This window comes from Pseudoalteromonas porphyrae, assembly GCF_001298125.1.
GTDB lineage: Bacteria > Pseudomonadota > Gammaproteobacteria > Enterobacterales > Alteromonadaceae > Pseudoalteromonas > Pseudoalteromonas neustonica.
In genome coordinates this window covers 1-21,380 of sequence record NZ_LHPH01000020.1, presented here as the reverse complement: position 1 = coordinate 21,380, position 21,380 = coordinate 1, and the positions used below count along the sequence as shown (strand labels likewise).

Genomic DNA, 21,380 nt, shown 5'->3' with positions numbered 1-21,380 from the left:
ATCCCTGTTTAAATATGTTCATCTTTACACCGTAGTCAAATTGACGTTTTCAGCGTACAATATTGCCTTTAAAAACACCATACACGTTGCCCTAGGAGCCCCCATGTTAGAACGTAGCATGAATATTTCGGATTTTGATCCAGAGTTATTTGACGCAATCAACAAAGAGACTGCTCGTCAAGAAGAACACATTGAGCTTATCGCATCTGAAAACTACTGTAGCCCACGCGTACTAGAAGCGCAGGGTTCACAGTTAACAAATAAATATGCTGAAGGTTATCCGGGCAAGCGTTATTACGGTGGTTGTGAGCACGTTGACGTGGTTGAGCAACTAGCGATTGACCGTGCAAATGAATTGTTTGGTTCTGAATACGCAAACGTTCAGCCTCATGCTGGCTCACAAGCAAATGCCGCTGTATTTTTAGCGCTATTAGATGCTGGCGATACGGTACTTGGTATGAGCTTAGCTCATGGTGGTCACTTAACGCATGGTTCACATGTGAGCTTCTCTGGTAAGCTTTATAATGCAATCCAATACGGACTTGACGAAGCAACGGGCGAAATTGATTACGCACAAGTTGAAGCGCTAGCACTTGAGCATAAACCAAAAATGATCATCGGTGGTTTCTCAGCATACTCAGGTATTGTTGATTGGGCTAAATTCCGTGAAATCGCTGATAAAGTAGGCGCTTACTTGTTCGTAGATATGGCTCACGTTGCTGGTCTTATTGCTGCAGGCGTTTACCCAAGCCCAGTACCACATGCACACGTTGTAACTACTACTACGCATAAAACATTAGCAGGTCCACGTGGCGGTTTGATTATTTCAGCCTGTGGCGACGAAGCTATTTATAAAAAGCTTAATAGCGCTGTTTTCCCAGGTGGCCAAGGTGGTCCTTTATGTCATGTTATTGCTGCAAAAGCAGTGGCATTTAAAGAAGCACTACAACCAGAGTTTAAAGTATACCAAACTCAAGTTGTTAAAAATGCCCAAGCAATGGTTGCAGTAATGCAAGAGCGCGGCTACAAAATCGTGTCTGATAAAACAGAAAATCACTTGTTCTTACTTGATTTAATCAATAAAGACATCACTGGTAAAGATGCAGATGCAGCTCTGGGTAATGCGAATATTACAGTGAACAAAAACTCAGTACCAAACGATCCACGTTCACCATTTGTTACCTCTGGTCTGCGTATTGGTTCACCTGCAATCACACGCCGTGGTTTTAAAGAAGCTGAATCCAAAGAGCTAGCGGGCTGGATCTGTGACGTGCTAGACAACATCACTGATGAGTCTGTACAAGCACAAGTTAAAGAAAAAGTTAAAGCAATCTGTAAAAAATTACCTGTTTACGCTTAATTATTAAGCCCACTGTAATTTAGATCACAATAGCGACGTTTTTTGCTATTATAAAGGCCGCCTTAAAGCGGCCTTTTTTGTTTTTAATGGAAGCTGATACCTATGCATTGCCCATTTTGCACCGCAAAAGATACCAAAGTAATTGACTCGCGTTTAGTTGGTGGTGGCCACCAAGTTAGACGACGCCGTGAATGCAATGAGTGTCATGAACGCTTTACCACCTTTGAAGGTGCTGAACTTGTGATGCCTCGGGTAATTAAACAAGATGGCAGTCGCGAACCTTTCAACGAAGATAAACTTCTCAATGGTCTACACCGCGCATTAGAAAAACGTCCCGTTAGTACTGAGCAGGTTGACGAAGTTGTCAATATTATCAAATCTCAACTACGAGCAACGGGTGAGCGTGAGATATCCAGCCACTTAATTGGTGAGTGTATTATGGAAGCGCTTAAAAAACTCGATAAAGTCGCCTATGTACGTTTTGCTTCTGTGTATCGTTCGTTTGAAGATATCCGTGAATTTGGTGAAGAAATCGCCCGCTTAGGGGAGTAAAATGAGTCAAAACGTATTATTCACAGAGCAAGATCATCAATTTATGGCACGGGCTATTGAACTTGCCAAGCAAGGACGCTTTACAACAACACCAAATCCTAATGTTGGCTGTGTGCTAGTTAAAGGTGGTCAGATTATTGGTGAAGGCTTTCATCAATTAGCTGGGCAAGGTCATGCTGAAGTCAATGCGTTAGCAATGGCAGGTAGCCAAGCCAAAGGTGCCACTGCGTATGTCACACTTGAGCCTTGTAGTCATTTTGGTCGCACACCTCCGTGTGCCGAAGGCCTAAAAGCCGCGGGCGTGATAAAAGTGATTGCCGCGATGGTTGATCCAAATCCGCAAGTGGCAGGTAAAGGTCTCGCAATTTTAGCTGATGCAGGAATTGAGGTTGCATCAGGGCTATTAGAGCAACAAGCTAAACTATTAAACCGTGGCTTTTTAAAGCGTATGGAACAAGGCATGCCATTTATTACCTGTAAAATGGCGGCAAGTCTTGATGGTAAAACGGCTCTTAAAAATGGTCAAAGTAAATGGATTACGGGCTCTAAAGCTCGTCAAGATGTGCAACTTTATCGTGCACAAAGCTGCGCTATTTTAACGGGGGCAGATACCGTTTTAGTTGATGACGCCAAGCTTAATGTTCGTATTGATGAATTGCCAGAATCATTACCCACAGAGTTACCTTTGCGTCAGCCAGTAAGAATTATTATTGATTCACAAAATCGTTTAACTCCTGAACTGGCTTTGTTTAGTATAGAAAGTGAGATAATTATTCTTACCACTGAGCTTGATAAATCAAAGCAATGGCCTCATTACGTAAGCCATATTGTAGTGCCAAAACAAAATAATAAGGTTGATTTACTGGCCGCTCTCAAGCTTTTAGCACAACGCCAATTTAATCATATTTGGTTAGAGGCCGGTGCAACCCTTGCGGGAAAAATGACAGAGCAGGGGCTTATTGATGAATACATTATTTATTTCGCACCTAAATTGTTAGGTAACGATGCCAAAAGTTTATTAAATTTTGCAGAACAGACAAATATGCAAGATGTGGACAACTTAACAATTAGCGAATGTGCACTAATTGGTGATGATATTCGTATCACAGCTGCGCGGTGTTTAAATACAGCGCCTTAACCTACTATTGAAGAGCAACCTTATGTTTACTGGTATAATAGAAGCAACAGGCACAATTAGTAAATTAGAACAAAAACAAGGTGATTTAGCCATTCGCATTCAAAGTAGCAACCTTGATATGGCCGATGTGAATTTAGGTGACAGTATTGCAACCAACGGCGTATGTTTAACGGTTGTAGCAAAGCACAGTGATGGTTTTAGTGCTGACTTGTCAAACGAAACGATAAGCTTAACCGGGTTTGCTCATTATAAACAAGGGCAAACGGTTAACCTTGAAAAAGCCATGCAACCTGTATCTCGTTTAGGGGGGCACTTAGTCTCTGGGCACGTTGATGGTATTGCGACTATTACAGCTATTACGCCCAATGCGCGCGCTGTTGAATATTGGTTAAGCACAGATGCGCAACTGATGAAGTATATCCCGTATAAAGGCTCGGTATGTATTGATGGTATTAGCCTAACGGTTAATGCGATAGAAGATAACAAATTTAAACTGACTATCGTGCCGCATACGAGTGAACAAACAACCATTGCTGATTTTAAAATTGGCACCCAAGTGAATTTAGAAGTTGACCAAATTGCTCGTTATTTAGAGCGCTTGATCAAAGGGGCAGAACAACCTGCCGGTTCAGATATTTCGATGAATTTACTTGCCCAAGCGGGTTTTATTAAGTAGCCCCAACTCCACAACTTACACGAGCAGATTATGAATTTACACAGCGCACAAGAAATTATTGATGACATTAAAGCCGGTAAAATGGTTATTTTGATGGACGATGAAGATAGAGAAAATGAAGGCGATTTAATTATCGCAGCCGAACATATAAGTGCTGAAGCGATTAATTTTATGGCCACTCATGGCCGCGGCTTAATTTGTTTAACAATGACACAAGAACGTTGTGAGCAGCTTGATTTACCATTAATGGTTAAAAACAATGGTGCAGCATTTTCGACTAACTTTACAATGTCTATCGAGGCATCTAAAGGTGTTACCACGGGGATTTCTGCTGCAGATCGCGCGCGTACTGTACAAGCTGCGATAGCCAAAGGTGCTGTGCCAAGTGATATCGTGCAACCGGGTCATATTTTTCCAATTATGGCGCAACCGGGTGGGGTGTTAACCCGTGCAGGTCATACTGAAGCTGGTTGCGATTTAGCGCGTTTAGCTGGGCTTGAAGCATCGTCAGTAATTGTTGAAATTCTTAATGCCGATGGCACTATGGCGCGCCGTCCTGATTTAGAAATATTTGCCGAGCAACATAACATCAAAATTGGCACCATTGCTGATCTTATCGAATACCGTAACATTAACGAAACCACTATTGAACAAGTCGCGAAATGTAAATTGCCAACAGAGCATGGAGAGTTTGATTTAGTAACCTATAAAGATACTATTGACGGCCAGCTGCATTACGCACTATTAAACGGTGACGTTAAAGCGAATGAACCAACTTTAGTACGTGTTCATCTGCAAAGTACTTTTAATGATATTTTGTTATCAGATCGCAGTGCCGATAGAAGTTGGGGCTTATCAGATGCTATGGCCTATATTGCTAAGCACCAAGGTGTGTTAGTAATTCTTGGTAAGCAAGAATGCACTGATGAATTAGAAGCCACGGTTAAAGCGTTTGCAGCAGAAGATGCTGGCGAAACTGTTGCACACCGTAAGTTTCAAGGTACATCGCGTACTGTAGGTGTCGGCTCACAAATCTTGGCTGATCTGGGAATTGAAAAAATGCGCTTAATGAGTCGCCCTAAAAAGTACCATGCGCTGTCGGGCTTTCACCTTGAAGTAGTTGATTACGTAGAACCAGAATAAGCTCAGGCCTGTTTCTGGTTTTAGATTAATAAACTTTAATTATGAAAGGCAAACAGGCTCTAGGCTATTATTTTATTTATATGGTATGATGCGCAGCAATTTTTGCGCAATCGCAGCCGCTTAAACTTATTTTTTAGGGTTATCGAATGAAAATTATTGAAGGTAATAAATACGCTCCGGGTAAGAAATTCGCAATTGTTATTTCTCGCTTTAATGACTTTATTGGTAGCAGCCTTTTGGCAGGCGCTGTTGATGAATTGAAACGTACAGGTGGTGTATCTGATGATGATATTACCGTAGTTTATGTACCAGGTGCGGTAGAATTACCTTTAGCAGCGAAACGCGTTGCAGCAAAAAAAGAGTATGATGCAATCATCGCTTTAGGCGTCGTGATCAGAGGTGGTACGCCACATTTTGATCTTGTTGCTGGCGAATCAAATAAAGGCTTAGCGCAAGTGTCGCTTGAGTATGATATCCCGGTTGCATTTGGCGTATTAACCACAGAAAGCATTGAGCAAGCGATTGAACGCGCGGGCACTAAAATGGGCAACAAAGGCGGCGAAGCTGCTCTAGGTGCACTTGAAATGGTTAATGTGTTAGATAAAATTTAAGTTTAAGGAATTTTTGTGAAACCAGCAGCAAGGCGTAAAGCACGTATTTTAGCACTTCAAGCCGTTTATTCTTGGCAATTAAGTGGCAATGCAATTGCCGATATCGAACAACAAATGTTGATCGAAAATGATGTGACTAAAATTGATGTTGAATACTTTAAAGATCTTTCGCGTGGTGTTGCTATAAATCATAAGCAACTAGACGAAGCAGTCTCTCCACATTTAACGCGTCCTTTCGACGAGTTAGACCAAGTTGAACGCGCTATTTTACGTTTAAGCAGCTATGAGCTGAAATTCCGTGAAGATGTACCTTATAAAGTTGCTATCAACGAAGGTATTGAGCTTGCTAAAATCTTTGGCGCAGAAGACAGTCATAAGTTTGTTAATGGTGTACTAGATAAAGCAGTAAAGCATTTACGTAAGTAATGCGACTGCAAAGAGGAGAGCCGGCATAGGCCGGCTTTTTTGTGTATGAAGGAATTTGAATTAATTAATCGCTACTTTAAAGGTCGCGGTATAACTCGTCGCGATGTTAATTTAGGGATTGGTGACGACTGTGCTTTGGTGACTGTGCCGCAAAATTGCCAGTTAGCTATTACCACAGATACACTTGTTGCGGGCGTGCATTTTTTTGATGATATAGCTCCGCGCGCGCTAGGCCATCGTGTACTTGCTGTAAACTTAAGTGATCTAGCGGCAATGGGCGCTGAGCCGACCTGGGTTTCGGTTGCTTTAACATTGCCAAATATAGACGTCGAGTGGTTGGAAGAGTTCACCGAGGGCATGCATGAAATTGCTGAGTACTTTAATGTACAAATTATCGGTGGTGACACTACACAAGGCCCTTTAAGTATTACTATTTGCGCCAAAGGTATTGTGCCAGAAGGTAAAGCGCTACGTCGTAGTGGTGCTAAAATAGGTGATTGGATTTATGTTACTGGACCTCTAGGCGATGCGGGTTTGGCTATAGAGGCTCGAAAACAAGGTTTAAATATAGCGCCAGAACACCTAAGATATGTTAATCAACGGTTTGATTATCCAACTCCGCGCGTTGCTGCAGGTCAAGTTTTACGTGGTTTTGCATCTTCAGCGATAGATATTTCTGATGGTTTATTAGCTGATCTTGGCCATATAGTTGGTATGTCACAGGTCAATGCGAGCATTAATGTTAATAATATTCCAACCTCAGATGCAATGCGCGCTACTTTAAAGCGAGATCAACAGCTGCCTTTTATTCTTAATTATGGCGATGATTATGAGTTGTTATTTACTGTACCTGACAGTAATAAAAGCATGCTAGAAATGAAATTACGTCAATATGGTGTCGATGCGAGCTGTATTGGTCAAATAAAAAGTGGTGAAGGGCTAATTGAGCTAATGCTCGACGGTAATAAATTAGAATATGACCGTACAGGCTTTGAACACTTTACCAAGGAGTCGGTTTGAATAACCCCTCAAAATTTAATTTAAAACGTCCACATCAATTTTTTGGTTTGGGTTTTGGCTTAGGACTAGCACCTAAAGCCCCCGGTACTTTTGGCACGTTTGCAGCATTGCCGTTTATTTTTATCACTATGCATTATCCACTGTGGTTACAAATAGTTTTTGCTGTAGTTATAAGTGTTTTTGGGATATGGGCATGTGGCAAAACCGCAGATGACTTAGGTGTGCACGATCATCCTGCGATTGTGTGGGATGAAGTTGCCGGGTTTTACATTACCATGATTGGTGCTGCGCTGAGTTGGCAATCTCTGTTAGTTGGTTTTTTATTGTTTCGCTTTTTTGATATTTTTAAGCCTGGCCCTATTCGTTTACTTGATAAGCGTGTGCATGGTGGTTTTGGCATAATGGCTGATGATATTTTAGCGGGTATATTTTCATTAATTTGTGTTCAAGCATTGTTCAAATTGGGCTATTTACCGCTCTGATCGTCTTAGGTTTAAAGCTTTATATTAAATAGTTCATTAAACAAAGCAGCGTTGGCGTTTATAGAATCACATGGATGGGGAAATGGCGGTGCAGGAGCAATAGTCGAATTGTTTTAGGATTATTTTTTTGATCACTATAATCGACCACTTGCTTAATACAATTGGTATTCGTTCTTTGCAATAAGGTGTTGACGTTATGATGCGATTTTTATTGGTTGTTACCGTGCTGCTATGCAGTATGCCGAGCAAGGCATCAATTACAGACTATGTTGTAAAGCAATGGAATACACAAAATGGTTTGCCTTCACAATCACTTAAAAGTGTTGTGCAAGATGAGCAGGGTTATATGTGGTTGGGTACTCAATTTGGTCTGAGCCGCTTTGATGGTAACACCTTCACCAACTACAACACCTTAAATAGCCACTTTTTGCCAAGTAATGGTATTAATAAATTGTTAGTCGATAGCGATGGTTATTTATGGATTGGTACCAAAGATGGTATTGTTGTTATTGATCCAACCACCATGGCTGCGCAACAATTTAATGTTAAAGGCCCTGTACGAGATGTACTCGAAGATGGTAAAGGGAGCATCTGGATTGCTGCTAATGGCTTATATTATGTGCCTCGAAACCAAATTAGTTTAAGCCTAGATACAAGTAATCAAGTCTTAGCAGCAAACGCTACCCCTATCACACAAATTGTTGGTTCAGTCAGTAAAATGGCCTTGTCATCAGATGGGATATGGCTAGTAAATGAACGTCACTTATTACGGTTAACTAACTCATCCTCTGATTTTGCTAAATTACGCTTAGAACTTACTGCTAAAGTCTCCTTACCTGAACGATTAGCACAAACGATTATTCACGACTTAGCTTGGCTTGAAGGTAACTTGTATTTGGCATCCGAGTTAGGCGCTTACTTTTTAGACCTTGATGATGAACTAAGATCTTTTCCCCTCCCAAATGCAAATAATTCTGCTGTTTATAAATTTATGAGTGACTCTGATGGGGCGCTCTGGATTTCAACGTACGGACGTTTATTGTTTAGGGATAATTCGGGCGACTGGCAATGGGTTGAACCCAGTCAGCTTGACCAAAGTATTTGGTTTGCGGACTTATACCGTGATAAAGAAAACAACATTTGGCTTGCCAGCTTTAGTGAGGGGTTATGGCTTGCTCATGAAGGGAGGATTGAACGTCATTCTGCAATATCACAAATGACAGAAGCCGTTATGGCTATTAGCCAAGCACCGGATGGACGATTATGGGTCGCTAATCGAAGTGGCGTAGGCTACTTTGATTTAGATAAAAACTTTATAAATAAAATACCGAGCAATCAATATGGCCGCGCGGCAGTTCATGATTTACAGTTTGATGGCGATAGACTTTATATAGCGACAGGGCGAGGTGTTTTTTTCTATGAAAATAAAACCTTATACACAGTCCCTGGGCGAGCACTAAAAGATAACCCTGTATTTGCGATCAGTCGCTCCAACAAGGGAGGCTTTTGGATTGGGACAGGCCGAGGTATGTATAGATTGAGCTACGGTGGTTTAACACCCTTTGCTTACAATGCATTTTTAGGCAGTAAGTTTATTACTTATGTGCTCGATAAGGCAAACTTTGGCCTAATAGGAACAAGTAAAGGGGCGTATTATTTTACCGATCGTGGTATTGAAAAAATAGGTGATCAAACAAGCTTAGAAAGCGCCTATATTACGAGTATCTTACATATTGATGGTGTAGGTATATTAATAGGTTCGTTAAATGATGGGTTATTTTATCGCAGTACTCAAGGGCAGTGGCATCAACTTGATGCGTCAAATGGCTTACCATATGGGTCGATTTTTAGTTTGCGTTACGATGAAAAACTAAAGCGTATTTGGGTTAGCACCATGAAAGGTGTGTATCGAATGCCGGTTGAGCAATTTAGTGGCGACATTGAAAGTTTAAAAGTAGAGCAAGTGATATCTTCTTTTGATCGCCAATTAGATGGTAAAGCAAGTCAGTGTTGCACTGGTTTAGGTCATGATGCCGTTGCTGAATCGGGTAATTCAATGTGGTATCCGAGTTTACAGGGTGTTGTTGAAATACCTAAAGATATTGAACTCTTCGGTATTAAACCTTTACGTCCAAAAGTCGAAAGTTTAAATACAGGGTTACGTACACTCGCTACGGCAGCTTTAGGAGATAATCCTGAGCTTGAAACCGATGAGCGGGATATTACGCTTAAATACACAGCGATTGATTATTCTGCGCCGACGAGTATTGAATTTAGGTATCGACTTAGTGGTTTAGATAGTGATTGGCGTTATGCCAATACTCGTCGTGAAGCCATTTATACTAATTTACCGCCAGGGCCATTCTTATTTCAACTTGAAGCAAAGCGACAAGGTGAAGATTGGGTTAAGGCTCAAAGTACCGAATACGCGTTTGTAGTACCAAGACGTTTTGATGAAACCATTTATTTTAGGTTACTCATTACCAGCAGCTTTATTTTGTTATTCTACCTTGTGTTTTGGGTGTTTAGAAAGCAAGAACGACGTAAGCAAGCAGCTCTTGAAAGTCAGGTAACTGAGCGCACAACAGAGCTACGTGAAGCTAATGATAAGCTTAACCAAGTTAACTCCCAGCTAAAACTTGTAAGTCACTCAGATGAACTTACAGGGCTTAGGAGTCGTCGCTTTTTGTTTGATCAATTACCAAAAGATATTGAGCATTTCCAACGTAATTCTCAGTCGTTACAAGCGCAGGGGAAATCTTTAGTTTTACTTATTATTAATTTTGATAATTTTAGCCGCATAAATGATGCTTATGGCCCGTTAGGTGGAGATAGTTGTTTACAACAAATGGCTGCATTATTGAATACCCGTACACAGGGCTCTGATTATGTTGCTCGTTGGAGTGGTGATGAGTTTTTATTATTACTACGAGATTTCAAACGTGCATCAATTGATAGTTACGTATCAGAGTTGTGCAAAGCCGTTGCCTCTCATACCTTTAAATTACCCAATGGCAGTAATATAAATTTAACAGCATCAATCGGTTTTTCATTTTACCCATTACCACTTTTAGGTGGGCAAGTAATTGGCTGGGAAACCTCTGTCAATCTAGCAGATATTGCTCTACAGCAGGTCAAAAAGCGTGGTGGTGACGGGGCTGCTAATATTACGTTTGATGAACAGCTTGATGCATTTGAATTTGAACAAACTCATAATGTTGAACAACAACTCAGTGTTTTACAGGCAAATGGTCTCGCCGATATAAAAATTTGGATGCGATAAGGCAATTTAAAATATAAAAAAGGAGCCCTTAGGCTCCTTTTTTATTTCTGTGACATGAGGAAATTAATCAGGTAATTAATCAATAAACTGTTTAATTGCAGTGAGAATACCTTGCTCTCCTAGCCCCATTTCATCATGCATTTGCTCTTGTGTACCATGCTTGATGAATTCATCTGGAATACCTAAGTTTAAAATGTTAGCGGTTGCTTTCATAGCTGCTAAATATTCATTAACCGCAGACCCAGCACCACCGACAATCGCATTATCTTCAAGTGTAACGATAACATCATGCTCTGCTAATAATGTGTCTATTAAGACGGTATCAAGCGGTTTAACAAAGCGCATGTCAACGAGACTAGCACCTAGTTCATCTGCGGCTAATTGTGCATTTTCAAGTAACGTACCAAAAGATAAAATTGCGATTTTAGTCCCTTGTTTAATGACTCGGCCTTTACCAATCTCAAGTTCACTCATTTGCTCACTGATCTCAGTCGTGCCAGCACTACCACGAGGATAACGAACCGCAACAGGGCTGTTACAACGATAGCCGGTATACAACATTTGACGGCACTCATTGGTGTCACTAGGTGTCATGATAATCATATTTGGAATGCAACGCATGAAACTTAAATCGTATGCGCCTTGGTGGGTTTCACCATCAGCGCCAACAATACCCGCACGGTCTATAGCAAATAGTACAGGGAGATTTTGCAACGCAACATCGTGAATGAGCTGATCATACGCACGCTGTAAAAAACTAGAGTAAATTGCAACAACCGGTTTCAGCCCTTCGCATGCAAAACCAGCCGCTAAAGTAACAGCGTGTTGTTCAGCAATGGCAACATCAAAATATTGTTCCGGATACTCTTTTGAAAATCGAACCATGCCTGAACCTTCACGCATGGCCGGGGTAATTGCCATCAACTTTTCATCTTGGCTTGCCATATCACATAGCCAATCGCCAAATACTTTAGAGAACGTGGCTGCGCTTGGTTTTGATTTTGGTAGGCTTGAAATAGCAGGGTCAAACTTAGGTACGCCATGATAGCCAATAGGATCAGCTTCAGCTGGTTTATAGCCTTTGCCTTTTTGAGTTTTAATATGCAGTAACTGCGGGCCTTTTAAATTACGCATGTTACGTAGTGTATCAACCAGCATATTCACATCATGGCCATCAATTGGGCCAATATAGTTTAAACCGAGTTCTTCAAAGAAAGTTCCCGGGATAACCATGCCTTTAAGATGCTCTTCCATTCGACTGGCTAATTGCTTCACTGGTGGCACACCAGATAAAAGTTTTTTACTACCTTCGCGAATATTTGTATAAAAACTGCCAGATAAAATCCGTGCAAAATGATTAGTTAGTGCGCCAACATTTTCCGAAATCGACATTTCGTTGTCATTCAAAATGATCAACATGTCAGATTTAACATCACCTAGGTGATTCATTGCTTCAAATGCCATACCCGCAGTAATTGCCCCATCGCCAATAACAGCGACGGTTTTACGGCCTTTCCCTTCTTTTTGAGCAGCAATCGCCATTCCTAATGCTGCTGAGATTGAAGTACTTGAGTGACCAACACTAAAAGTATCGTATCGGCTTTCTTCGCGAAAAGGAAAAGGGTGTAAGCCATCTTTTTGACGAATGGTATGCATTTGGTCACGCCGACCAGTTAAAATTTTGTGCGGGTAGGCTTGATGGCCTACATCCCAGACTAAACGATCATCAGGTGTGTTATAAACATAATGAAGTGCTACTGTAAGTTCTACAGTGCCTAAGCCTGACGCAAGGTGGCCACTGCTTTGCGAGACTGAATTAAGTAAATATTCACGCAACTCATTGCTAAATGCAGGTAATTTTTCTTGCGCTAAATCACGCAGTTGGGCTGGTTCATCAACCAAACCTAATAATGGATACTTGCTACTATCAAGTGTCATGATTTTTAATACATCCTTCGCTAACCAGAGGTCATTATAGCGCAATGTTACTCTGATTTTTTAGTTATTTTGTACGTCATTGTTTACTCATTGTTGAGCTATATTTAATAATCGCGTTCAACAATATATTTTGCCAAGTTTTCGAGTTCACGTGTATCAGCATCAATTTCAGCTAGCGCATTGAGTGCTTGATTGAGTAATGATTGTGCTTTTTCTTTTGCGCCATCTAAGCCCAATATTGCAGGGTAAGTTGCTTTATTTGCTGCGATATCAGAGCCTTGTGGTTTTCCGAGTGTGTATGTATCGCCTTCAACGTCTAGGATATCGTCTTGTACCTGAAAAGCCAACCCAATTGCATTTCCAAAAATTCTTAGCTGTTGTAGTGTACGCTCATTTGTATTTATAGAACACATGGCACCTAGCGCTATAGCGCAGTTTAATAATGCACCTGTTTTTAAATTATGCATGCGTTCGAGTTCAGATAAGCTAATCACTTTATCCGTAGCAGCAATATCTAACGCTTGCCCACCAACCATACCCTCAATTCCAGATGCTTTAGCCAATACGGCAATCATTTTTAATTGTTGCTGAGCAGGCACTTTAAATTGATGATTGGCAATTAATTCAAATGCTAATGTTTGTAGTGCATCACCTGCCAATATAGCTTGTGCCTCACTATACATTATATGGCATGTTGGCCGACCACGGCGCAAGTCATCATCATCCATTGCAGGTAAATCATCATGTACAAGCGAATAACTATGAATACATTCTATGGCAGCTGCGAGAATATCAAGATCTTGTTTGTTTGCGCCTAGCATTTTCCCCGTGGCGTATACCAAAAATGGGCGTATACGTTTGCCACCATTTAAAACACCATAATGAGTTGCATTTTTAATGGTTTCGTCTGTATCTAGAGGCTGTTTAAAATACTGATTAAGGGTTGTTTCAACATCGTGTTGAGCCTGTTTTATTTGTTCTTTTAATGGCACCGATTAATCCAAATCATTATCAAAAGTTGTAAGCGATGATTGGTTATTATTACCCATTAGAATAGCTACTTTTTGCTCTGCTTGTTGTAGTTTATTCGATGATGCCCCCGCTAGTGAAATCCCACGTTCGAACTGTTTTAATGACTGCTCAAGAGATAACTCTCCTTGCTCCATTTGTGTGACGATTAATGAAAGTTCTTCGAGTGCTTGCTCAAAACTGAGGTTTTCTGGTTTTTTAGTCGCCATACAGAATTTAACTTAGATGATAGAAATTTGAGGCCAATTTTAGGGGGAATGCTAAACTAGGTCAAAGACTGATGTGTTTTTTTTAATTAATAATTGGTTTTGCTCGTAAATACATTGGAGTATAAGAATAGGTTAATGCGAGATTTACTGTAATACTTAATTAAATTGAACAAAATACAGCTCGATATTCTTAATTTATTTATATGAAATGATTTAAGTATTTCAATAAATTGCCGATAAGCGCTTAATAATAAAAATTTGTTGTCAGTGGCAGCAATGTATCGATTCCTCTGGAGGGATAAGTGGATTTAGCAACCATAATAGGTATTCTCGGAGCTATTGGCTTAATTGTCATGTCCATGTTTATGAGTAGTAGCGGTGAAATGGCGATGTTTTACAATACACCGTCAGTGGTTATCGTATTTGGCGGTTCACTGTTTATTGTTTTATCTAACTTTACAATGTCTCAGTTTCTTGGAATAGGTAAAGTTGTAACCAAAGCATTCATGTTTAAGATTGAATCTCCTGAAGAACTTATTGAAAAAGCAGTTGAACTTGCTGATTCAGCACGTAAAGGAGGGTTCTTAGCGCTTGAAGAGGCTGAAATCCCTAACGGATTTATGCGCAAAGGTGTCGATATGCTTGTAGATGGCCACGATGCTGATGTTGTGCGCGCTACATTACAAAAAGATATTTCTTTAACCCTTACTCGCCATGAAACGGGGGCCGGTTTATTTAAATCACTGGCTGATATAGGCCCTGCAATGGGTATGATTGGTACGCTCATTGGGTTAGTGGCAATGTTGTCAAACATGGATGATCCAAAAGCGATAGGACCTGCAATGGCGGTAGCGCTTTTGACCACATTATACGGCGCATTTTTAGCGAACGTTGTAGCAATTCCAATTCAAGTGAAATTAGAGCTGCGTAAAGAAGAAGAAGCAATGAACCAGCGTTTGATTCTAGATGCAGTTTTGGGTATTCAAGATGGCCAAAACCCAAAAGTAATAGAAGGTATTTTGAAAAACTACTTACCAGAATCAAAACGTAAAGTGGATACTGAGGAGTAAGCATGTCTGATCAAGAGTGCAAATGCCCACCACCTGGTCTGCCCGCATGGATGGGAACCTTTGCTGATTTAATGTCATTGTTGATGTGCTTCTTTGTACTTTTGCTCGCGTTTTCTGAAATGGATGTCCTCAAGTTTAAGCAAATTGCGGGTTCGATGAAGTTTGCTTTTGGTGTTCAAAATAAAATAGAAGTTAAAGATATTCCAAAAGGAACGTCCGTGATTGCCATGGAGTTTACCCCCGGTAAACCTGAGCCAACACCTATAGAGACTATTCAGCAACAAACCGTCGAAATGACACAGCAAATGCTAGAGTTTCAAGCGGGCGATGAAAGCTCTGCAGGTGGTCGTCAAGAGCAGCGCGGCGATAAGCGCGGTGGTGAATCTCAAAGTACTGCACAAGAGCAGTCATCAGAGCAATCAACAGCGGCGGCTGATCAAGAACAAGTAAATGAACTCGTTAAAAAAATTGCTCAACAGTTGGAGCAGCAAATCATAGATGGTGCAATAGAGCTTGAATCACTTGGTCAGCAAATTATTATTCGGATCCGTGAAAATGGTTCATTTCCTTCAGGTAGTGCATTTTTACAACCTAAATTTAAACCAATTATTCGTGATATTGCGACGTTATTAAAAGATGTGCCAGGTGAAATTACAGTCTCTGGGCATACCGATGATTTTCAAGTTTCTAATGAGTTATATACCAATAATTGGGACTTGTCATCTAAGCGTGCTGTTGCCGTTGCCACAGAAATGCAAAAAGCACAAGGGTTTGATAAAACAAGAATGATGGTTGTTGGTCACGCAGAAACCCGCCCATTAGTGCCAAATGAAACGGATACTGATAGACGCCGTAATCGGCGTGTTGAGATTTCTATAATGCAAGGTAAAGCGAAAGAATCAGATCCAATAGAAGTTCGTTAATGATACTTGGCAAAGTACTTTTTTTAGCATAAAGTAAATTTTCCTTAACAAGTGTAACGGAGTGACTTATGAGAAAAATAGACAAGTATAGCTATATGCCAGGTAATGGCGGTGGCAATGACGATGATGATAAGAAACCAGATAAAAAATAGCTATGGCTGATTGGTTTTTGAAGTTTATTTTAATTTTGGAAAATAGCTGGGTGTTTATTTTAAGCCCAGCTATTTTTGTTTTCTATTTACGTAAAGATTTTTTTGCACTTCGTTTTGTTTCGATAACCGCCGCTTTTTTTCTTTACGGTACGCTTATACACGATCCTTTAAAAAATTTAGATGACGGTATATATGTATATCGGTATGTCGTTTGGGCATTCAATGATCTAGCTTGGATGGCATTAATTGCATATCTAGCCATTAAAGATAAAGTGTATTTATGGCAAAGCATATTGGGGCAATTAGTGGTTTTAGGGGCCCCAATTTTACAGTTGTTTAGGCTGCTTGATCGCCACCTTTGGGATCTTTCATATAGTACTATGATGTATAAAACATTATTACCTATTATAAACATAGCTACGGTGGTTGTGTGTTATCTACCATTAATATATTTAGTTTTAAAAAAACGCGATATGACCTCACAGGCTTAATAATTCCCCATCTAATTTACCTGTGCTAAAATACTGTTTATATAAACAGTTGTTGTGGCGCGTTATTATGAAATTATACATTGCTGAAAAACCCTCACTTGGTCGTGCAATTGCCGATGCGTTGCCAAAACCCCATAAAAAACATGACGGCTATATTGAAGTTGCTAATGGTGATTGTGTTTCTTGGTGTATAGGCCATTTGCTAGAGCAAGCAGAACCAGATGATTATAACGAACAATATAAAAAATGGCGTTTTGATGACTTACCTATCATTCCACAGCAATGGCAGTTAAAGGCAAAACCTAAAACTCGTAAACAACTTACTGTACTTAAAAAATTAATCAAACAAGCTGAACAGCTTGTTCACGCTGGCGATCCGGACCGCGAAGGTCAGTTACTGGTGGATGAAGTAATCGAACAAGTAAAATTATCACAAACTAAAAAGCAGAGTATTCAACGCTTATTGATTAGTGATTTGAATGTGAGCGCAGTTAAAAAATCATTGCAAAATGTGCGCTCAAATCGAGATTTTATTCCGTTAAGTGTATCTGCTTTAGCCCGCTCTCGAGCTGATTGGCTGTTCGGTATGAACTTAACGCGTGCCTATACACTTGCAGGTCAAAAAGCAGGGTTTGGTAATGTATTATCGGTAGGTAGAGTACAAACGCCTATTTTAGGTTTAGTGGTAAATCGCGATAATGAAATAGCTAACTTTATAGCGAAGCCATTTTATGAAGTATTTGCCCACCTAAGCACAGAAAATAAAGAGACATTTTCTGCAAAGTGGCAACCAAGTAAAGCCTGTGAACCTTATCAAGATGAAGAGGGAAGAGTACTTCACCGTGGACTTGCTGAAAATGTTGCGTCACGTATTTCTAATCAACCTGGTGAAATCACAGCGCTTGAACAAAAGCAGAAAAAACAACAGGCCCCTTTGCCATATAATTTATCAGCATTACAAATAGATGCTGCCAAAGCATTTTCAATGCCTGCACAAAAGGTATTGGATATTTGCCAAAATTTATATGAGCGTCATAAGCTCATTACCTACCCCCGTTCAGATAATCGTTATTTACCTAAAGATCATCATCAAGAAGCTGCGAGTATAATAAAGGCAATTGTTATTAATGGTGGTCAAAGTGATGCAAATTGCCAAGGCGCTGATATTAGCAAACGCGGTAAGTGTTTTAACGACAGTAAAGTTGCGGCGCATCATGCCATTACTCCTACAGCTAAGCAGCTAAAGTCAGTAAGTTTGAATGCGGAAGAAAGTAAAGTGTATGGATTGATCTGTCGTCATTATCTAATCCAATTTTATCCTGACTATATTTATAACGAAACAAAAGCAGAAATAACAATTAATGGTGGTGTTTTTAAAGCTAACGCAAAGCAAGATGTGAGTTTAGGTTTCAAAGTACTGATGGGAAAAACAGCATTAAAAGATGAGCAGATCTTACCTCCTTTAAGAAAAGGTCAAAAGTTACATTGTGAGCGGGGCGAAGTTATCGATAAAATGACCAGCCCACCGGCCCATTTTAATGATGCTACATTGCTTGGCGCGATGACAGGCATTAGCCGTTATGTTAAAGATCCAGAGATTAAAAAAATATTAAAAGAAACGGATGGCTTAGGAACCGAAGCAACCAGAGCGGGTATTTTAGAATTGTTATTTAAAAGGCAATTTTTAAAGCGCCAAGGCAAACTTATTTTAGCAACTGATACAGGTAAGGCATTGATCAGTGCGTTGCCACACGGTTTAGCCAGTCCAGATTTAACTGCAAAATGGGAAGCGTCACTGAGTAATATTGCAGAACAACAAATGAGTTATCAACAATTTTTAAATCCTTTATTAGCTGATTTAGTAGGATTTGTTGAATTAGCCAAAAATTGTAACAGCAACGTGTTTGCGCAATTACCAAAAACGTCGCCAAAGCGACGTTTTAAAAGAAAAGCCAAACCAAAAGCCAAAACTGCATAAGTTTATTGGTTAAATAAAGCCACCGCTGCATTACTCATCGCGGTAATACCCGTTGGGATTGCAGTTTTATAGTCAGGAGCAAATTTACTGGAATGCAGAGAAGGTAAAGTTGCCCCTGATTTTTGAGCTGCTAGATAGTGGCCTTGCTCTACACCACCTAACCAAAATAAGGTAATAGGAATTTTTTTATCTGTGCGGCCATATAGGCCAAAATCTTCCCCAGCCATAACCGCTTCTGTTTCTAGTACATTACTCTGGCCAATTGCGGCGCTAATCGCACTGCGTACAAGATCAGTTTGAGCTGGATTATTATAAGTTGAAGGGATCGACTCATCTTCATGTACATAAACAACGGGTAATAACTCTTCAGTTAAGCCCGCACTAAACGCAATACCACTACTAATACGTTTGATCGCTGCAATTTGTTGCTCGCGAATTTTAGGATTATAACTACGTAATGTTAGTTGTAGTTTCACCTCATTTGAAATGACATTATGTTTTGATCCACCATGGATTGAGCCTACCGTAATTACTGATGGTTCAAGAGGAGATAATTCACGACTAGTAATTGTTTGCAGCGCCAAAATTATTCGTGATGCAATCACCACAGGGTCAACTGTCAAATGTGGATAAGCGCCATGACCACCTTTACCTTTGACAGTTATATCCACTGAATCTACACTTGCCATAGTATATTCATTCTTCATGCTTACTTTACCAGCAGGAACACCGGCACTAACATGTAAAGCAATTACATGATCAGGAGTAGGGTATTTGGTGAATAAACCTTCTTTAAGCATCGCTTTTGCGCCGCCACCTACTTCTTCTGCAGGTTGTGCCACCATCATCAAAGTACCTTGCCAAGCACCTTTATGCAGCATTAACTGTTGTGCAGTGCCGATAAACGAACTCATATGAATATCGTGACCACAACCATGCATTACTCCAACCTTAGCCCCTTCGTCATTTATTACTGTGACCTTTGATGCGTAAGCTTTGCCCGTTTGTTCTGTAATTGGCAAGCCATCGGTATCAGTACGGATCATAACTGTTGGGCCATCACCATTTTTATACATGCCAACGACACCGTAGCCGCCTATGTTATCGGTTACTTCAAAGCCAAGCGTCCGTAATCTCTTTGCAAGCTTAGCTCCCGTTTGTTGTTCATGGTATGAAAGTTCGGGTGATTGGTGTAAATCTAAGTAAAACTTTTCAATAGCAGGCATCGTTTTATCTAATTCCAGATCTAACGTTGTTGAGCTTGCAAGTGGACTAAGCAGTATAAGTGCAGCATATAGACTATGAAATTTCATAAAATACCTTTTTGGTTTATGGCTTGTAATTATTATGTTTGCCTCCATATAAAACCCTAAATAGTCTGATATGGCAATCAATCGCAATGAATAATATGGTAAATGTTAATCCGCAAAATCTTCAGCAAGTTCTGGGTGAAACATCACAACAAAAACTAGTTCTATTAAGCTTTTTCTCAGCACAAAGCCCTGAGTGTCAGTCTCAAGCTGCTATTTTACAAACAATAGCAAAAGATTATGGTGACTATATTTTGATCGCCACATTAGATTGTGATGCAGAGCAAGCACTCGCAGCACAACTAGCACAGCAAGTTGGGCTGCAAACGTTACCAACATTAGTATTATTGAAAGATTCAGCCCCAGTCGATGTATTAGCTGGTGCACAAGCTGAAACTCAAATAAGAGAAGCATTAAGTAAGCACTTACCACAACCTCACGAAATGTTGTTAGAACAAGCCAAGCAAGCACTCATTGCACAAGATTTAAATCAAGCGTTTAATTTTGCTAAGCAAGCGTATGAATTGGATAACACCAATGCGCGTATAAAATTAGTATTAGCAGATATCTGCATTCAAATACATAAGCTCGATGATGCACATGCATTATTAGGCTCGGTGGACGAAACAGACCGAGATGCATATTTTACAAATATTCAAGCAAAGTGTGAGCAAGCTCTTCAAGCACAAGAATCGCCAGAGCTAAAAGCACTTCAAGCGAAAGTTGAAAAATACCCTAATGATCTTGAATTAAAAGTAGAGTTAAGTGCAGCATACGATCAAGCTGGCAAGAAAGAGCCTGCATTAGAATTACTCTTTACTGTATTGAAAAGAGATTTGAACTTTGCCGATGCCAAAGTAAGTTACTTAGCTATTATAGCCTCTTTACCCGATGGTGATAGTTTGGCTGCTAAATACAGAAGAAAGCTATACAGTATCTTATATTAATCAATTTATAGCTGAATTTTAGAAAGCGCCAAAGTGGATGGCGCTTTTTTGTATTAAAAACTTGCGAAATACTAATAATCGACAATACTGAAGATCCTCTTTGAGAACGTTGGTATGTATTTTATACAGATAACTTAGGGTTTTATGCTGTTTAGCTCATAAACTGAACGAACGGTGCGTTGTTTCAAGTTTTCTTTAAAAAACGCTTGCGTAAAATCAACCGCGCCCTATAATGCGACCCCACTGAGACGGCAGACAGCAACGCTTAGCGGGGCAAGAGTTAATCAGTGAGTCGAGTAAAACTTGAGTTTGAATTTTTATAAAGTTTAAATTTAAGTGTTGACAAAAAAATAGGAAAGCGTAATATGCGCAGCCCTAGCGAGATAAAGTTTAACTTTAATCGCAACGTTCTTTAACAATATAAAGCAATCATCTGTGTGGGCACTCGTACAGATTGAGTTCTAACAGCCGAACTTAACTTTCTTTTTAGATAGGTAAGCAAGGCAAAAAATTTAGAGTCTCAATGTGATTTCTCGAAAGAGAAACTGAGTGACCAACAGAATAGTTATTTTTAATAATTATTCGGCACAGTCAATTCAATATCGAAAGATATTAAATAAATTCAGAATTCATTGAGCAGGT

19 protein-coding genes are annotated in these 21,380 nt (G+C 40.0%); 15 read left to right on the top strand and 4 right to left on the bottom strand.

Going from position 1 to position 21,380, the window contains the following annotated elements; translation table 11 throughout:
- Positions 1 to 103: 103 nt before the first annotated feature.
- The 10 genes from glyA (at position 104) to ADS77_RS15480 (ending at position 10,691) form a co-directional block, all read left to right on the top strand.
- On the top strand, positions 104 to 1,360 hold the full coding sequence (gene glyA, locus ADS77_RS15525) for a serine hydroxymethyltransferase (protein WP_054206156.1): 1,257 nt from the start codon (positions 104 to 106) through the stop codon (positions 1,358 to 1,360).
- A gap of 102 nt (positions 1,361 to 1,462) precedes the next feature.
- Positions 1,463 to 1,912 carry a transcriptional regulator NrdR gene (gene nrdR, locus ADS77_RS15520; RefSeq protein ID WP_016708083.1) on the top strand — a complete coding sequence of 150 codons (450 nt, stop codon included), beginning with the start codon at positions 1,463 to 1,465 and terminating at the stop codon, positions 1,910 to 1,912.
- Between the two features lies 1 nt (position 1,913).
- Positions 1,914 to 3,050, top strand: coding sequence for a bifunctional diaminohydroxyphosphoribosylaminopyrimidine deaminase/5-amino-6-(5-phosphoribosylamino)uracil reductase RibD (gene ribD / locus ADS77_RS15515; RefSeq protein WP_054206155.1), 1,137 nt, complete (start codon positions 1,914 to 1,916; stop codon positions 3,048 to 3,050).
- A 22-nt stretch (positions 3,051 to 3,072) separates the two neighbouring features.
- Positions 3,073 to 3,726 (top strand): riboflavin synthase, encoded by a 654-nt coding sequence (locus ADS77_RS15510; protein WP_054206154.1) that lies wholly within the window; start codon positions 3,073 to 3,075, stop codon positions 3,724 to 3,726.
- A 30-nt stretch (positions 3,727 to 3,756) separates the two neighbouring features.
- Positions 3,757 to 4,869 carry a bifunctional 3,4-dihydroxy-2-butanone-4-phosphate synthase/GTP cyclohydrolase II gene (gene ribBA / locus ADS77_RS15505; protein WP_054206153.1) on the top strand — a complete coding sequence of 371 codons (1,113 nt, stop codon included), beginning with the start codon at positions 3,757 to 3,759 and terminating at the stop codon, positions 4,867 to 4,869.
- A gap of 146 nt (positions 4,870 to 5,015) precedes the next feature.
- Complete coding sequence (ribE, locus tag ADS77_RS15500) at positions 5,016 to 5,480, top strand: 6,7-dimethyl-8-ribityllumazine synthase (protein ID WP_016708079.1); 465 nt, start codon at positions 5,016 to 5,018, stop codon at positions 5,478 to 5,480.
- A 15-nt stretch (positions 5,481 to 5,495) separates the two neighbouring features.
- Positions 5,496 to 5,906 (top strand): transcription antitermination factor NusB, encoded by a 411-nt coding sequence (nusB, locus tag ADS77_RS15495; protein WP_054206152.1) that lies wholly within the window; start codon positions 5,496 to 5,498, stop codon positions 5,904 to 5,906.
- Positions 5,907 to 5,951: 45 nt separating this feature from the next.
- On the top strand, positions 5,952 to 6,926 hold the full coding sequence (thiL, locus tag ADS77_RS15490; RefSeq protein WP_054206151.1) for a thiamine-phosphate kinase: 975 nt from the start codon (positions 5,952 to 5,954) through the stop codon (positions 6,924 to 6,926).
- Entirely contained in the window at positions 6,923 to 7,408 is a 486-nt protein-coding gene (locus tag ADS77_RS15485) for a phosphatidylglycerophosphatase A (RefSeq protein ID WP_054206150.1), read from the top strand. Before thiL ends, ADS77_RS15485 begins: the two co-directional genes overlap by 4 nt.
- A gap of 196 nt (positions 7,409 to 7,604) precedes the next feature.
- Entirely contained in the window at positions 7,605 to 10,691 is a 3,087-nt protein-coding gene (locus ADS77_RS15480; protein WP_054455238.1) for a ligand-binding sensor domain-containing diguanylate cyclase, read from the top strand.
- Positions 10,692 to 10,766: 75 nt separating this feature from the next.
- Here ADS77_RS15480 and dxs read toward each other — a convergent pair whose 3' ends face one another.
- The 3 genes from dxs to ADS77_RS15465 form a co-directional block, all read right to left on the bottom strand.
- Positions 10,767 to 12,629: a 1-deoxy-D-xylulose-5-phosphate synthase gene (gene dxs / locus ADS77_RS15475; RefSeq protein WP_054455237.1), complete on the bottom strand. Its 1,863-nt coding sequence runs from the start codon at positions 12,627 to 12,629 to the stop codon at positions 10,767 to 10,769.
- A 104-nt stretch (positions 12,630 to 12,733) separates the two neighbouring features.
- A complete protein-coding gene (gene ispA, locus ADS77_RS15470; RefSeq protein ID WP_054206147.1) occupies positions 12,734 to 13,621 on the bottom strand; it encodes a (2E,6E)-farnesyl diphosphate synthase in 888 nt (295 codons plus the stop codon).
- Positions 13,622 to 13,624: 3 nt separating this feature from the next.
- Complete coding sequence (locus tag ADS77_RS15465) at positions 13,625 to 13,867, bottom strand: exodeoxyribonuclease VII small subunit (RefSeq protein WP_054455235.1); 243 nt, start codon at positions 13,865 to 13,867, stop codon at positions 13,625 to 13,627.
- 302 nt (positions 13,868 to 14,169) lie between these two features.
- Between ADS77_RS15465 and pomA the strand changes: the two genes are divergently transcribed.
- From pomA to ADS77_RS15445, 4 genes are all read left to right on the top strand, one after another.
- Entirely contained in the window at positions 14,170 to 14,937 is a 768-nt protein-coding gene (gene pomA / locus ADS77_RS15460; RefSeq protein ID WP_054206145.1) for a flagellar motor protein PomA, read from the top strand.
- Positions 14,938 to 14,939: 2 nt separating this feature from the next.
- Positions 14,940 to 15,860 (top strand): flagellar motor protein MotB, encoded by a 921-nt coding sequence (locus ADS77_RS15455; RefSeq protein ID WP_054206144.1) that lies wholly within the window; start codon positions 14,940 to 14,942, stop codon positions 15,858 to 15,860.
- Positions 15,861 to 16,014: 154 nt separating this feature from the next.
- A complete protein-coding gene (locus tag ADS77_RS15450) occupies positions 16,015 to 16,503 on the top strand; it encodes a hypothetical protein (protein ID WP_054206143.1) in 489 nt (162 codons plus the stop codon).
- Positions 16,504 to 16,570: 67 nt separating this feature from the next.
- Positions 16,571 to 18,481: a DNA topoisomerase III gene (locus ADS77_RS15445; protein ID WP_054455233.1), complete on the top strand. Its 1,911-nt coding sequence runs from the start codon at positions 16,571 to 16,573 to the stop codon at positions 18,479 to 18,481.
- 2 nt (positions 18,482 to 18,483) lie between these two features.
- Here ADS77_RS15445 and ADS77_RS15440 read toward each other — a convergent pair whose 3' ends face one another.
- Positions 18,484 to 19,794 (bottom strand): M20 family metallopeptidase, encoded by a 1,311-nt coding sequence (locus ADS77_RS15440; protein WP_054206141.1) that lies wholly within the window; start codon positions 19,792 to 19,794, stop codon positions 18,484 to 18,486.
- An 86-nt stretch (positions 19,795 to 19,880) separates the two neighbouring features.
- Here ADS77_RS15440 and ADS77_RS15435 point away from each other — a divergent pair, with 86 nt between their 5' ends.
- Positions 19,881 to 20,738, top strand: coding sequence for a tetratricopeptide repeat protein (locus tag ADS77_RS15435; protein WP_054206140.1), 858 nt, complete (start codon positions 19,881 to 19,883; stop codon positions 20,736 to 20,738).
- Positions 20,739 to 21,380: the final 642 nt, after the last annotated feature.